The organism is Agrobacterium sp. 719_389 (assembly GCF_900188475.1).
In the GTDB taxonomy this organism is placed as follows: domain Bacteria; phylum Pseudomonadota; class Alphaproteobacteria; order Rhizobiales; family Rhizobiaceae; genus Agrobacterium; species Agrobacterium radiobacter.
Genome location: NZ_FYEM01000011.1, coordinates 121,741 through 135,825 on the forward strand (window position 1 = coordinate 121,741; position 14,085 = coordinate 135,825).

Genomic DNA, 14,085 nt, shown 5'->3' on the forward strand with positions numbered 1-14,085 from the left:
TCTACCTCCGGCATTGGAATTCAAGCGATTTCGAAGGCGGCCCGTACAAGCCGCTGAGTATATTCTGTTTTTGGGTTTGTCAGCACATCCTCGACAGGACCTTGCTCAACGATCTGCCCGCGCTGCATGACGATGACGCGGTGGCAGAGCGCGCGGACCACTTTCAGGTCGTGGGAGATGAACAGATAGCTTAAGCCCCGCTCATCCTGCAGCTTACGCAGCAGATCGATGATCTGCGCCTGCACGGAAAGATCGAGCGCCGAGGTCGGCTCATCGAGCAGGATGAATTCCGGCTCCAGCGCCACGGCGCGCGCAATGGCGATGCGCTGGCGCTGGCCGCCTGAGAACTCATGCGGGAAACGTGAGAGGATGTTACCGGGCATGCCGGCCGCCTCCAGCGCATCACGCACCCGGTCCAGCCTTTCTGCCTTGGTCCGGCCAAGGCCGTTGATGATCAGCCCTTCCTCGATGATCTGGCCGATTGTCATGCGCGGATTGAGTGATGCGAAGGGGTCCTGAAACACGATCTGCATGCGCGAACGCAGGGGGCGCATCTCAGCGCGGGAGCGGCCATCCACCCTCTCCCCATCAAAGATCACCTCGCCGCCCACCGGTTCGTTCAGCCGCAGCAGGGATTGGCCGAAGGTCGTCTTGCCGGAACCGGATTCGCCGACGAGGCCCAGAGTCTCGTGCCTGTTGAGGGTGAGCCCCAGGCTGTCGACGGCGATCAGTTCCTTCAGTTCCGGTTTGAACAGTCCGCCATAACGCATCATGAAGGAGACACGCACGCCGCTTGCCGTGAGCAGCACGCCGGAATTCTCCGGCAGCGGCTTTGCCGTTCCCTGCGGTTCGGAAGCGAGCAGCCTTTTCGTGTAGGGGTGCTGCGGTGCTGCAAACAGCTGTTCGGTGGTGTTATGTTCGCGCATCTCGCCATGCTGCATGACGTAAACGTAATCGGAAAACTGCTTCACGATCGTCAGGTCATGGGTAATGAGAACCACGGCCATGCCGCGTTTTTTCTGCAGATCGCGGATAAGGTTGAGAATCTGCGCCTGCACCGTCACATCGAGCGCGGTGGTGGGTTCATCAGCAATCAGCACATCAGGATCGTTGGAGAGCGCCATGGCGATCATCACACGCTGCCGCTGGCCGCCGGAAAGCTGGTGCGGATATTGTTTCAGCCGCGCTTCCGGTTCCGGTATCTGCACCTGCCGCAGAAGATCGAGCGCCCTTGCCTCCGCTTCCTTGCGGCTGAGTTTTGAGTGCACCCGGATCGCCTCGACGATCTGACTGCCGATCGTATAGATCGGGTTCAATGAACTCATCGGCTCCTGAAAGATCATCGAAATGCGATTGCCACGCAGCGCCCGGCGCTGGCGTGACGAGAATTTCAGGATGTCCTCGCCGTTGAAGCGCACCACCGCCGATTTCGAAATCGTCGCCCGTTTCGTCAGAAGGCCCATGACGGTGCGGGCAGTGACGGATTTTCCCGACCCTGATTCACCGACGATGGCGATCGTCTCGCCGCGATAGAGCTGGAAGGAAATATCTTTCACCGCCTGCACCGTTCCGTGCTCCACCTTGAAGGTCACGGCAATGTTGCGGGCATCGATAATGGCGTTGTCCTTGCGGTCATCGGCATCGAGGCGGATGGCGGGGGCGTAGGCGTTGTTCAGGGCAGCTACCATGTCACGCTCCTCTCAATAGGGATCGACGGCGTCACGCAGGCCGTCGCCCAGCGCGTTGAAGGCAAAGACGGTGACCAGCACGAACCCGACCGGCGCGAGGATCCATGGATAGGAACCGATGACGGAATAGGTCGCGGTATCCTGCAGCATCAGCCCCCAGGAGATGAGCGGCGGTTTCACCGCAAAACCGAGGAAACCGAGGAAGGATTCGAGCAGCACGACGCTCGGAATATGCAGGGTGACGGCGACGATCACGTGGCTCATCACATTCGGCAGAATGTGCTGGAAAATGATGCGCCGGTCGGTGGCCCCGACGGCAATCGCCGCCCGGACATAATCAATACGCGCCAGCGCCAGCGTCTTGCCGCGCACCTCGCGTGACATCTGCGCCCAGCCGAGCGCCGACATGACGCCAACCACGAAGACGAGGAAAACGGTGGTCGGTGCGGTGACGGGAATGAGCGATGTCAGCGCGAGATAAAGCGGCAATTGCGGAAAGGCGAGCACCACCTCCACGAAGCGCTGCACCCAGGCATCCAGCGGCCCGCCGAAATACCCTGATATCAAGCCGACACTGGTGCCGATGACAGTGACGATGGCGACGACGCTAAGCGCAATCGCGAGCGAGATGCGCGAACCGTATATGGCGCGCGACAGCACATCGCGTCCGAACTTGTCGGTTCCGAGAAAATGCACCGGCTGACCGTCGGTCGAGCCGAAGAAGTGACGGCTCATCGGGATGAGGCCCAAAAGCCTGTATTCCGCGCCTTTGACGAAGAAGCCGAGATAGACGGGATTGTCGTAGTCCGGCCCGACGATAGGCTGGAACGTCACCGGATCGAGTTCTTCGGTCTCGGCAGTCGCATAAACCCGGGGGAAAGGACTGATATTGCCGTCCTTGTCAGAAAAACGCACCACCTGCGGCGGCGAGAAGCTGGCATTGGTTTCCAGCGGGTTCATCGGCGCGAAGAAATCGGCGAAAATTGCGATCAGGATCAAGAGCACGACCAGCACCAGCCCCAGCATGCCGGTGAAGGACCGCCTCAGACGCCGCCATACCAGGGCGAGATAGGACTCGTTGCCCTGCGTGCCGCGTTCGGGCTTGGGGGTGGCGGTGGTTTCGGTCTTCATGTTGTCAACGGCCACCATCTCAAGCCCTCCCGAATTCGCGAACGCGCGGGTCGAGCATGGCGAGCAGCATGTCGGCGATGATGTTGCCGACGATCAGCGTGGCGGCGAGCACCATCATGAAGGTCGCGGTGACGTAGACATCGCCCACCGCCATGGAGCCGACAATGGCCGGACCGACGGTCGGCAGCGCGAAGATGATGGCGGTCTCGATTTCGCCGCTCAGCATATAGGGCAGCACAACGCCCTGATACATGACGAGCGGGTGCACCGCATTCGGCACGGCATGGCGCATGATGACCGCACCTTCGGAAAGCCCCTTGGCGCGCGCTGTCTCGACATATTGCGCATTCAGCGTATCGAGCAGATTGCCGCGCATCACCCGCATGTTGTAGGCGAGGCCGCCGAAGACGGCGATGGCGACGACCGGCCAGACATGGCTGACCAGATCGACAAACTTGCCCCACGACCACGGCGCACCGCCATATTGCGGCGAGAAGAAGCTGCCGATCTCAGACACATCGAAATGAAACACCATGAGATAGACAAGGATCAGCGCCATCAGGAAACGCGGTATCGTCATGCCGAGAAAGGCGATGGTGGAGAGCAGGTTGTCGACCCAGGAATATTGCCGTGTAGCGGCCCAGATTCCGAAGGCGATGCCGAGAACAGATGCGAAGATGTGGCAGACCAGCGCCAGCGCAATGGTGCGCGGCAGGCGTTCGCCAACCACATCAGCGACCGGCTTGTTGTAATAGAAACTGTAACCGAAATCGCCGCGGGTGATGATGCCGCCGATCCAGTTGAAATATTGAATGACAAGCGGCTTATCGAGGCCGTGTTCGATACGGTACGCCTGCGCCTGCGCTTCCGCCTGCTCGAAGGACGCTCCACCCTGGTTCATCAGCTGTGAGCGGATGTAGTCTGCATAATCTCCGGGCGGCGCCTGGATGATGGCGAAAGTCACCACGCTCAGGATCAGCAGCACCGGAATGGCGGAGCCTATGCGTATCGTCAGGAATCTCAGCATCGAACGGTCTTCCTCCGTTTGGGCGGGCCGTGATGGACAGCGGTCCGCCGGGTGCCTCCGGCCGCGCTTCACGCGCGACCGGTACCGGGTGTTCTCCGGGAGGAGTTCTTCAAGTCTGGCGCATTTCCGGACGGAAAACCGGGGTCCAGTTTTCCTGGAAATGCTTTAGTTGATCGGCCCGCCCTCGCCCGGCTTGCCGGGAAGCTGCTGCGGGAAGAGTTCGTATTTGCCCTGCTTGTCGGCTGCGACCCACAGGCGTTCACGGATGATGGAATCTTCGGCCCAGTTGAACATGAAGATCGGCGTACCCTGCGGCACGTTGGAGAACCGCTTGTTGACGATGAGCGCACCGGGATATTCGGTGAGGCCAATCGTATAGAGGTTCTGCGTATAGACCTTCTGATATTGCTTCATCAGTTCCGCCCGCTCGGCATTGTCCTGCGAGGAAATGAACTTGCGGACCAGATCGGCCATCTCTTTCTCGAACGGCATCAGATCCAGCTCCTTGCCCTCGGGCGAGCGGTGGTTCCAGCTTGTGCGGGGGCCGACGGGTGCCAGCTGCTCGGTATTCTGCACCACGGAGGAAAGCTCGGTGGAATTGCGGCGCACCAGCCAGTCGAACTGCCCGCCATAATGGGCGGCATCGCGCTGGTTGGAATCGAGGCTGTTGATGACGACGCGCAGGCCGAGTTTCGCCATCTGGCCAACGAGACCTTCCGCAAGGCTCTTGTCCGTCGCGTAGCCGTTATTGACGAGAAGGGTGATCTCGACATTGCGGCCGCCGAGCGTTTCCTTGGGGAAATTCAGGAACCCATCGCCATCGGTGTCCTTCAGGCCGATTGAGGCGAGCGAGGCCTTGGCGGCTTCGAGGTTGAAGGGGTAATAGACCGTGGAGGCGCGATCATAGAAGCTGGTGCCAGACGAAATGCCGCCCGGATAGATCGCCGTGAAAGGCCCCTTCACCAGCGAGTCGCCGATCGCCTTTCGATCGAGAGCGGAAGTGACCGCCTGGCGAAATACCTCATTGCGGTTAAGCTCACGGATGGCCTGTCCGCGCTCATCCGGATTGCCCCAGCCATTGGCGGAAAAGTTCATCTGCAGATTATAGCCGATGAGGCGCGGCCCAAAGGCAAGGCGGGCCGGCGCATTGGGATCTGCGGCGCGTTTCAGCGAGGCAACGAAATTCTCCGGCTGTTCGAGGTTTGAGAAATCGCCAGAGCCCGCAACGGCCTGCACATCGCGGTCCGCCCAGGTAGAAAGCTTGTAGTGGACCTCGTTGAGATAGGGCAGCTGTTGGCCCTTTTCATCGACCTTCCAGTAATAGGGGTTGCGCCGCAGCACGATGAGATCGTCCGGCCGGTAGGACACAGGCACCCATGCGCCCATGACCGGCATGTTCATATACTCAGGCGGGAAAGCGTTCTTGAACTGGTTATAGGTGTTCTTGGAATATTTCGGATGCTGGGGTTTCAGAATATGCGACGGCCCGGGGCAGAAGCTCGGATATGCCATGGTGTAGAGATATTGCTTGGGAAAGGCAGCCTTGAAGGTCCATTCGACGGTGTAATCATCGACCTTCTTCAGCGTCGTTCCCTCACCGAAAGCCTCCGGCGAGGCGCCGCCGCCAAGCGGTGAAACATTGGGGTCGATGACGGCATCTTCCCAATAGAATATCACATCATCGGCGTTGAAGGGTTCACCGTCCGACCACTTGGCCCCCTTGACGAGATGCATCGTCAGCTTGTGGCCGTCTTCGGACCATTCCCAGCTTTTCGCCAGATTGGGCAGCGGCTCGGTATCCTTGGCATCCACCTGGAAAAGCGGCGCGGTACGCGTCAGGCATTCGGAAAGGGCGATATCGATGCCGCCCCAGCCCTGGCTCTGGCCGGCAATATAGTTCCAGCCCTCCGGCCGGCCGCCGACCACATGGCGCATGGTATCGCCATAAACGCCCATGCCATCTGGCATGTTGCCGGTCTTGTAGACCAGCGGTTCTTCCGGCAGGCGTTCCTTCAGCGGCGGCAGCTTGCCGGTCTTTTCGAATTTCTCGCTGACCCAGTCCGGCTCGCTGTAATCAGGCAGCGCCTTGAATTCGAGGATCGAGTCGCGCGCCACGTAATTGATCTTGCCTTCGGCCGGAAATTGCGGCGGCTCGGGCGGCGTGGTGGTCTCGAAGGCATTCGCATTGAGTGCGATCATCGAAACACTGAGCCCCAGTGCCGAGATGATACCGATCCTGCGTTGAAGTAACATCGTCATTCCTCCCAAATGGCAGCTCTTCGACCGCCCACCCTCTGTGATCGTTCCGGTCGTGGCGGCGAACTCCCTTCCGCCGCCAGACCTGTTCCCATGTCTTTTCCTCAAACAGCCTTTTTCAGCGCCGATTTCTCGGCGCGCAATTCCTCGATGGAACGCACGTTGCGGCGTGCGGCGCCGGCCCAGTCGCGGGTCTTGACGCTCGATGTCGCAAGCCGCTCCTTCGCCGCCGGTACGGCATCGGCATATTGCGGCAGCCAGCGCGCTTGCGCGACAACCATCTCGTCCACCATCTGCCAGACCTCCTCCGGCGTGGCGACGGCGCCCACCAGCGGGTCATGCAGCACGGCGAGCTTCAAAAGATCGATATCGCCGCTCACCGCCGCATGGACAGACATGCGCTGCACATTGATGGAGGCCATGCAGGTGGCAGCACAGGCTTCCGGCAGGGTCACACCCGACACCATGTTAATGCCGAAACGGTCGACAAAGCCTGGCGATTCGATGATGGCATCCGCCGGCAGATTGCTGATGACGCCATTGTTCTTGACGTTGAAATGGCCGCGATAGACCCGCCCCGTCTCCAGCGCTTCCAGAATATGGCTTGCGTGTTCGTTGGAGCGCTTGGCCGGATCGATCGGCTTGGCGGCTGAGGCGAGGAACTGCGGAAACTCCGTTTCGAACCAGTTGCGCGTCTCGGTGGAGTGACGCAGATAACCGCCGGTTTCGCCGTGAATCCAGTCGGACATGTCGATCCAGCGGGAGATTTCATCCGGGCGCTTGCGATACCACGGCAGATATTCGGAGAGATGGCCGTTGCTTTCGGTCGAATAGACGCCGAAACGCTTCAGCACGTCGATGCGCAGCTTCTCCTGCTGCGAAAAGACCGGATGCGCTTCGAAGGCCGCGACCAGCTCATCCTTGCCGATCTTGCGGCCGTTAAGCCTCAGATCGATGAACCATGTCTGGTGGTTGATACCAGAGCAGATGTAATCGAGTTCGGAGGGGGATTTCGCGCCGAGGATTTCGGCAATCTGTTCCGCGCCATGCTGCACGCCATGGCAGAGACCGACGGTATCCACCTTACCATATTCGATGGCCGCCCAGGTATTCATGGCCATGGGGTTGGCGTAGTTCAGGAATTTCGCACCCGGTGCTGCGACTTCGCGTATATCCTTGCAGAAATCGAGAATGACCGGAATGTTGCGCTGACCATAGAGAATGCCGCCAGCGCAGATGGTATCGCCCACACACTGGTCGATGCCGTATTTCAGCGGAATGCGGATGTCGTCGGCATAGGCTTCGAGCCCACCGACCCGCACGCAGCTGATGATGTATTTCGCGCCCTCCAGCGCCCGGCGGCGGTCCGTATGCGCGGTCACCTTTACCGGAAAACCATTGGCCTCAACGACCTTGTCGAGGATCGCCCTGATCATATCCAGATTGTGCTGGCTGATATCCGTCAGCGCGACTTCGATGTCGCGAAACTCCGGTACGCACAGGAGATCGGTGAACAGTTTTTTCGTGAAACCGACGCTGCCTGCGCCAATAATAGCGATTTTGAAACTCATAACGCCACCTCTGTTGCAAATCGAACGGGTGAAACGGGCCGAAGGATCATGAAATGGCGCTGCAGGAAAATACCCGTAAGAATCCCGGAAAACCGGCCTTCCTCCCAAATTTTTCAGCAACAATATCCCGCTGGCTGTCTCCTCGGATCGGGATTATGCGTATAAAGTTCGATAGAACCAGAGAAGGATTATGCTTTCATGGGTAATTTTGTGCTGCAGGATTTGATCGATCAGGGGCCATGCATGCGAACCGTCTCGCTGCCGCGCGGCCGCCAGACGCTGCACACCATGCCGACCAGCAGCGGTTATGAAATCCGCCGCAGTGGCAATTACGACTGGGACGGGCGCAAGCGTGGCCAGACGCCTTTCACCGTGCTGCAATATTGCATCGCCGGACAGGGCAACCTCCGTTACGAGAACCGCCACTATGTGGTGAGGCCGGGCGAAACCCTGCTGCTGCTCATTCCCCACAATCACCGCTACTGGCTGGAAGAGGGCAAGGAATGGGAATTCTTCTGGATTTCCATGAATGGCGAGGAAGCTTTGCGCATTCACCGCAATATCCTCTCTGTCACCGGCCCCGTCTTCAAACTCAAGCCCGAGACGGTGGACCAGCTCGCCGAATGCTGCTCAAGACTCGTCAATGGCGCGGAGACGCCGGGCGCTGCCTCGGCCGTCGCTTACGAGGCGGCGATGACGCTTTATGATGATGTCTTCGGTTCGCACCCTTCCTTCGGCGGCGAATATCGCACGATGCAGCAGGTGCTGAGCTACATAGACGGGCACCTTGGCGAACGGCTGTCCGTCAGCGACCTTGCTGATGTGGCGGGCTTGAGCCGCGCGCATTTCTCCCGCATCTTCACGGCAAGCGAAGGCATGCCGCCTGCGGAATTTGTGCTGCAACGACGCCTGCGCCGGGCGGCCAAGCTTCTCACTTCGGCTGCGAACATTCCCATCAAAGAGGTATCCGTGCTTTGCGGCTTCGAGGATCCGAATTATTTTTCCAAGGTCTTCCGCAGGCTCTACGGCACCAACCCGAGCGAATTCCGCACCACCGGCATGTATGCGAGCGTTCGGCAGAACTGACAGAAAATGCGACTTGGTTTTGACATGTTTCAGGCGATTAAGGATAGGCGTTACGCCCTTTTTGGAGACTAATCGAGGTGAACAGCAAAATCCGGACGATCCTCGTCTTTCCGATCAGGGCAATCATAATCTTCGCCCTTGTTCTCGACGGCATTTTCCGTCCGCTCTACCGGCCGGTCATCAGGGCCATATCGAACCTGACATTTATCCAGCGGCTGGAAAGCTGCATCGAGCGACTGCCGCGCCTTGCCATTCTCCTCTGTCTTGCCGTTCCCTTTGCGATTGCCGAACCGATGAAGATCGTCGGCCTCGTCCTCATTGCCCATGGTGCCTTCAAGTCGGGTCTGGTTCTGACGATCCTTGCCCACCTTTCCACCTTCCTGATTGTCGAGCGCATCTATCATGCGGGCCGGGAAAAGCTCCTCACCTATGGCTGGCTCGCCTGGATCATGCGCTATGTGCGTTTCGCACGTTCGTTTTACGACCGCTTCAAACTTGCAGCATTGAACTGGATTCGGCTCCGCGTCCTTGCGCAATCGAGATAGAGCGCACCCGTCTCAGCCTTTGCGGCGCAGCCTTTTCAGCAGATATTCCGCAACGGCAGTCGATTGCAGCGACACGAGAATAATGACGATGCCGAACACCACGCGGGTTTCAGGCACTTCATCGAACAGAAAATATCCGACAGCAATCACAAACAGGATCGACAGATAGCTGACAGGCGCAAGCACGCTGGCATCCGCGATACGATAGGCCCGCAGGAAACAATATTGCCCCATCTGCGCCAGCAATCCGATGCCGAGCAGCGGAACCCAGTCGAATGACGCAACCGGTTTCCATGTCCAGATCGCCGGGACGGCGGTAATGACGGCGAGGCCCACCGTGTAGAACACCATCATGACCGTGGTGTTCTCCTGCCGCAGCGCGCGGGTCTGGATCACCGCAAACGCCCCGAACACCACCGACACCAGAACAACAATCACGCCCGCGCCAAACTCCGTGCCGCCCGGCCCGATAACGACCAGAACGCCGACAAATGCAAGACAGGCACCCGTCCAGCGAAAACGGCTCACGCTTTCGCCAAGAAAGGCAACGGCCATCGCCATCGTCACCAATGGCCGGGAGAAACCGACGGCATTGACGGTCGCAAGCGGCAAAAGGGTGATGGCGATGAAATTGCTGGTGAGTGCGATGGCGTTGCAGCAGATGCGGAAAATGTTGCGCCAGGGATATTTGACGCGCAGCATTTCGCCCCTGTGCCGCCAGATGAGCGGCAGGATGAACATCAAACCGATCATCGCCCTGATAAAGACCAGCTGGAAGGCGGGATAGGTGACGCCCTGCGCCTTGACGAGCGCAGTCATTCCGCCCGCAACAAGGGTCATGTCCAGCAACAACCAGCCAATGCCCGCGCGCGTATCCGTCTCGCGCGGGTTTTGCTGTTCTTCGCTCTGGGTGTCGCCATTCACGCCGGCTGCACAAGATTGGCCATGAGGCGGAAGGCCCCGGGCACAAGCTTGTCCATCTGGTGGTGCAGCACGAGGCTGGTATGGGTATGCCGGCCCTTGCCGATGACACCCGAAACCAGCGCACCCTTGAGCGGCTGTTCATCGACATCATGCATGGCGAGCAAGGGCTCGTAGACATCATCCCAGCGCGCGGCGAAATAGAGCCCGCGTTCCTTGTCCCAGCCCGCCCAGTCGGCAGCATCGATCCTGTTGGGGCCGGCAAGCAGCGGATGTTCGGGCGCCAGCACCGTTACCTCAGCCTGCGGGTCGGTCACACGCCAGCGCAAGGAAGGTTTGCCGATCTCAAGCCGCCTCACAGGCGTCGTCTCCGGGTTCCATCCATCGGTCGGCCGGTGATAGAGCGTGACGAGATGGCCGCCATCCTCGACGAAACGGTGAAGCCTTTCCGTTGCGGCGGCCAGATCCTTGCGGATGCCGAAGGCAAAAATGCCGATAACGATCGTTGTGAAGGACGACAGGTCACCGCCCAGCGCCTGGGCATCGAGTTCGGTGACATCAAGACCCATGCGCGACAGCCAAAGACCCACCCTGTCGGCACCGCCACCGACATAACCGACGCGTGCGCCCTCGGGCAGCTTGAGGTCCAGTGACAGGATTTTCAAAACGGACGGCGTCAGAAACCTTGCCCTGCCGATATGCGGATAGGCGATGGGCGTGATCTGGAAAGCGGGTTGCGAACCGACAAGCGCTTCGATCTGGGCAAGGCCTGCCTTCGCATCGCCGGTGCGTTCCGCAATCCAGTCGCCGCCGTTTCTGCGCAGGTTCCAGCCGCCCGTATTCCTGAACGACAGCGGCGCATCGGCGCCCTTTACATGCGCCTGAAAGACATGGAGGTCCTGCCCCTTTCCAAGCGGAACCAGAAGGGCATCCGGCGCGATCGTCAGCGACTGCGCGGGCGTTACGAAAAACGGTTCTTCCAGATCGAAGGCGGCCGAGACCTTTCTGCCTTCAACCGTTGTGGAAAGCAGCACAGAGGCATGACCATTGCCGCCCGAGGCTTTCCAGTCGGGCTGATAAAGCCCGGAAACAGCAGCATCCTTATCGGCGACAAGCGAAAAGACCAGCGCCTCACCACGCGACTGAACGGATGCCGACACCCCTGATGGCAGGACCGGCGTGACCTCAACATCAAGTTCAGCCGCCCTGTCTGAAAGCTCCACCGAAAGAACCGACGTTCCGCCCGGAACGATCTCTGCCGGCTCGGCATAGGCCCGTTCGAAAACATCGAGCGCCGTCAAGATGGCGGCGTCGACCTGCGCCCGCTTGCGCGCGATCCGATGGCCGTGCAGCTCCTTGAAATCCGCAGCTGCGGCCTCGTCAACCGTCTGCAAAAGCGCCGCCGCCGCAAGAAGCGACGCCGTGATCCGCCGCCTGTCGGGAAAGGCCGAGATTGCTTCGCTTATTGCCCGCTCGGCCTTGACCAGCGCCTTTGACAATTCCGCATCCAGCCCCGCAAAGGCCGCAAGGTCAGACAGGCAAGACGGCAGGCTGTCGAAGATCGAGTGCTCCTCACCCGCCGCTTCATCGGCGAGTTCCAGATGCAGCGGCCAGTTCTCCTGCGCCCGCTTCGGCCAATGCCCCATTCCCTGCGACGCATGATAATAACGCGACCATTCGCCGATGCGGTCATATTGCGCACCGGTGGCCGCCTCCTTGCCCGGAGCATTGACTATCAGCGTAGTCTCCGGCGGCGGCACTTCGTCATCATAGGTATCGCCACCGCCAGACCATGCGGGGAGGTAATATTTGGCCACCTTCCACGGTTTCAGCCCCTCGGCGAAATGCTCGGGATAGGCCGCAGGATCCGCCGCCAGCGCGATCGCGCTTTTCGCCGCCCGCGTCATGGCGCGGTGGTGCCCGTGCTGTCCCGGCACATCGAGAAATGTCGGAATGACGATATCCGGCCGCTCCTTGCGGTAGGCGCGAACCAGCCGCTCGACAATGCGTTGCTGCCCCCAGCGGCCGAAGGTCTGGTCGCCATCCTTGGAAAAACCGAAGTCGTGAATGATGTCCGCCGGACCATGGCCAAGCCAGCTGATATCAGCATCGATGACGCGGGCAGCCTCCTCCAGCTCCCGCGACCGGATGACGCCAAGCGCGCCCAGCCGTTCCGGCCCCAGCGCATTCTGCCCGCCCTCGCCGCGTGTGGAGCAGGCGATGATGATCCGCATACCCAGTTCCATGCGGAAACAGGCAAGAAGTCCATTCTGCTCGTCGTCGGGATGTGCGCCGGTGTGCATGACGGTGACGGTGGATTTAAGCGCGCTCAGCTTGCGATGCAGGCGAATGAGCCACGGATCGGCCATCTGCCGTTCGATGCGCTCCCGAGGGTTAAGCATGGGCGGTCTCCTCCAATATTCAGCCGGGCGCCTGCGCTGCAGCTCCCGGGGATGTCTCGAGTTTTGGTGTGACGATGTCGAACAGCGGCAAGGCGGCGGCACCGAGCGCCGCAGTCAATTGCCCGGACTTGCCGTGGATGACCCGTGGCAGTTCCCGTTGCCGCCGGCTCGCGACCGAGGTCGGCAAAGGCCCCATCCGCGCAATGATCTCGCTGATGATGATCTCAGGCAGCGCGCCGCCGAGAATGACCGTCTGGGGATCGAGAATATTCTCGAGCATCGCAACCATGGGCGCGAGATGGACGGCTGCCTCCTCTATCCATTCCATCACCACCGGATTGCCAGCCCTGAACAGGGCCTCCAGATCATCAAGTTCCGTATCCGCGACACCGGCGCAGACAAGCTTTTCCTTCAGCACATAGACTGAGGCATAGGCCTCCAGGCACCCTCTTTGCCCGCAGGAGGGGCAAGGCCTTCCCTTCGGTGAAACGGTCACATGGCCGATTTCGCCGGCATTTCCGAACGCACCGCGATAGGGCGCGCCATCCTGAATGATGCCGAGGCCGATACCGACGCCGAAATAGATCATGCAGAAATTCGGGATGGCCAGCCCCGCACCGAACAGCCGTTCCCCGACCGCTGCCGCAGTCGCATCGTTTTCGACCACGACCGGCTGACCGCAGGCTTCACCCAGCATCTGCCGGGCATCGATGCCGCCCCAGCCGGAAAGCGTCGTCGGCCCCACGGAGGTCATGCCATCAATTTCGAAGGGACCGGGCATGACGACCCCGGTGCCAAGCAGCCTGCAGCCCAGATTTTTCGCGACAGCGGCATGCTCGGCGGCAAAGGTCTTGAATATGGCGTCCGGTGTCGTGTCCTTGAGAGGGGTAACACGATGAGTACGCAACACGCCGGCAAGATCAAGGCCTACGGTGACCATATGGTCGGCGGCGATTTCCACACCGATCGTCGCGCCGCCATCCGGATTGACGGCGAACTGGATCGGCGGCTGGCCCCTGCCCGTGCGACGACGGCCGAGTTCCTTCAGCAATTCCTCGCCCATCAGTTCATCAACGATATTGGCGACCGCCTGCGGCGTCAGATGTGTGATCTTGGCAATCTGGGCGCGGCCGAGCGATCCGTGCCGCCGGACGATGTCTAAAACGACTCGCCTGTTATGTTCGCGGCTCCGCTCAGGATTTTTTCCGATTGCTACGGGATAAGCGTCCACCGTGTGCACCGTCATCTCTTCAACTTCCCGTCTCTTATAAAATTCATAGCGTCGAATTGACGATAAGCGCAATATAATAATTCAAGTAAATTATCTTATTGACAAACGCGCGCCTTCAGAGAACCGTAGAGGGCGACCGGGGGTCAGGCTTGTTTGGAGCGGAAGAGGAAACTCCGCAGCCGGCAAATCGATGAGCGCGCGCGAAAGCGCGGATAAAGGGAACGATC

General features: G+C 60.0%; 10 protein-coding genes. 2 read left to right on the top strand and 8 right to left on the bottom strand.

Translation table 11 applies throughout. The features are described from left to right. Positions 1 to 20: 20 nt before the first annotated feature. The 5 genes from CFB10_RS19720 to CFB10_RS19740 form a co-directional block, all read right to left on the bottom strand. Positions 21 to 1,688, bottom strand: a complete 1,668-nt coding sequence (locus CFB10_RS19720) for an ABC transporter ATP-binding protein (RefSeq protein WP_020009832.1) — start codon at positions 1,686 to 1,688, stop codon at positions 21 to 23. Between the two features lie 12 nt (positions 1,689 to 1,700). After that, positions 1,701 to 2,837, bottom strand: coding sequence for an ABC transporter permease (locus tag CFB10_RS19725; protein WP_020009831.1), 1,137 nt, complete (start codon positions 2,835 to 2,837; stop codon positions 1,701 to 1,703). A gap of 1 nt (position 2,838) precedes the next feature. Next, a complete protein-coding gene (locus tag CFB10_RS19730; RefSeq protein ID WP_020009830.1) occupies positions 2,839 to 3,846 on the bottom strand; it encodes an ABC transporter permease in 1,008 nt (335 codons plus the stop codon). 165 nt (positions 3,847 to 4,011) lie between these two features. Beyond that, positions 4,012 to 6,099 carry an ABC transporter substrate-binding protein gene (locus tag CFB10_RS19735; protein WP_026363532.1) on the bottom strand — a complete coding sequence of 696 codons (2,088 nt, stop codon included), beginning with the start codon at positions 6,097 to 6,099 and terminating at the stop codon, positions 4,012 to 4,014. A gap of 107 nt (positions 6,100 to 6,206) precedes the next feature. Continuing rightward, positions 6,207 to 7,673, bottom strand: a complete 1,467-nt coding sequence (locus tag CFB10_RS19740; RefSeq protein WP_020009828.1) for an alpha-glucosidase/alpha-galactosidase — start codon at positions 7,671 to 7,673, stop codon at positions 6,207 to 6,209. Between the two features lie 198 nt (positions 7,674 to 7,871). On the opposite strand from CFB10_RS19740, the gene CFB10_RS19745 reads away from it, so the two are divergent. Both CFB10_RS19745 and CFB10_RS19750 read left to right on the top strand, forming a co-directional pair. Further along, positions 7,872 to 8,759, top strand: a complete 888-nt coding sequence (locus CFB10_RS19745; protein ID WP_020009827.1) for an AraC family transcriptional regulator — start codon at positions 7,872 to 7,874, stop codon at positions 8,757 to 8,759. A 77-nt stretch (positions 8,760 to 8,836) separates the two neighbouring features. Then, a complete protein-coding gene (locus CFB10_RS19750; protein WP_020009826.1) occupies positions 8,837 to 9,304 on the top strand; it encodes a hypothetical protein in 468 nt (155 codons plus the stop codon). A 12-nt stretch (positions 9,305 to 9,316) separates the two neighbouring features. On the opposite strand, the gene CFB10_RS19755 is transcribed toward CFB10_RS19750, so the two are convergent. The 3 genes from CFB10_RS19755 to CFB10_RS19765 are packed head-to-tail and all read right to left on the bottom strand — an operon-like array spanning position 9,317 to position 13,873. Next, positions 9,317 to 10,228 carry a DMT family transporter gene (locus tag CFB10_RS19755; protein ID WP_020009825.1) on the bottom strand — a complete coding sequence of 304 codons (912 nt, stop codon included), beginning with the start codon at positions 10,226 to 10,228 and terminating at the stop codon, positions 9,317 to 9,319. Continuing rightward, on the bottom strand, positions 10,225 to 12,627 hold the full coding sequence (locus CFB10_RS19760; protein WP_020009824.1) for a PIG-L family deacetylase: 2,403 nt from the start codon (positions 12,625 to 12,627) through the stop codon (positions 10,225 to 10,227). Before CFB10_RS19760 ends, CFB10_RS19755 begins: the two co-directional genes overlap by 4 nt. 19 nt (positions 12,628 to 12,646) lie before the next feature. Next, positions 12,647 to 13,873, bottom strand: a complete 1,227-nt coding sequence (locus CFB10_RS19765; RefSeq protein WP_020009823.1) for an ROK family transcriptional regulator — start codon at positions 13,871 to 13,873, stop codon at positions 12,647 to 12,649. Between the last annotated feature and the right edge of the window lie 212 nt (positions 13,874 to 14,085).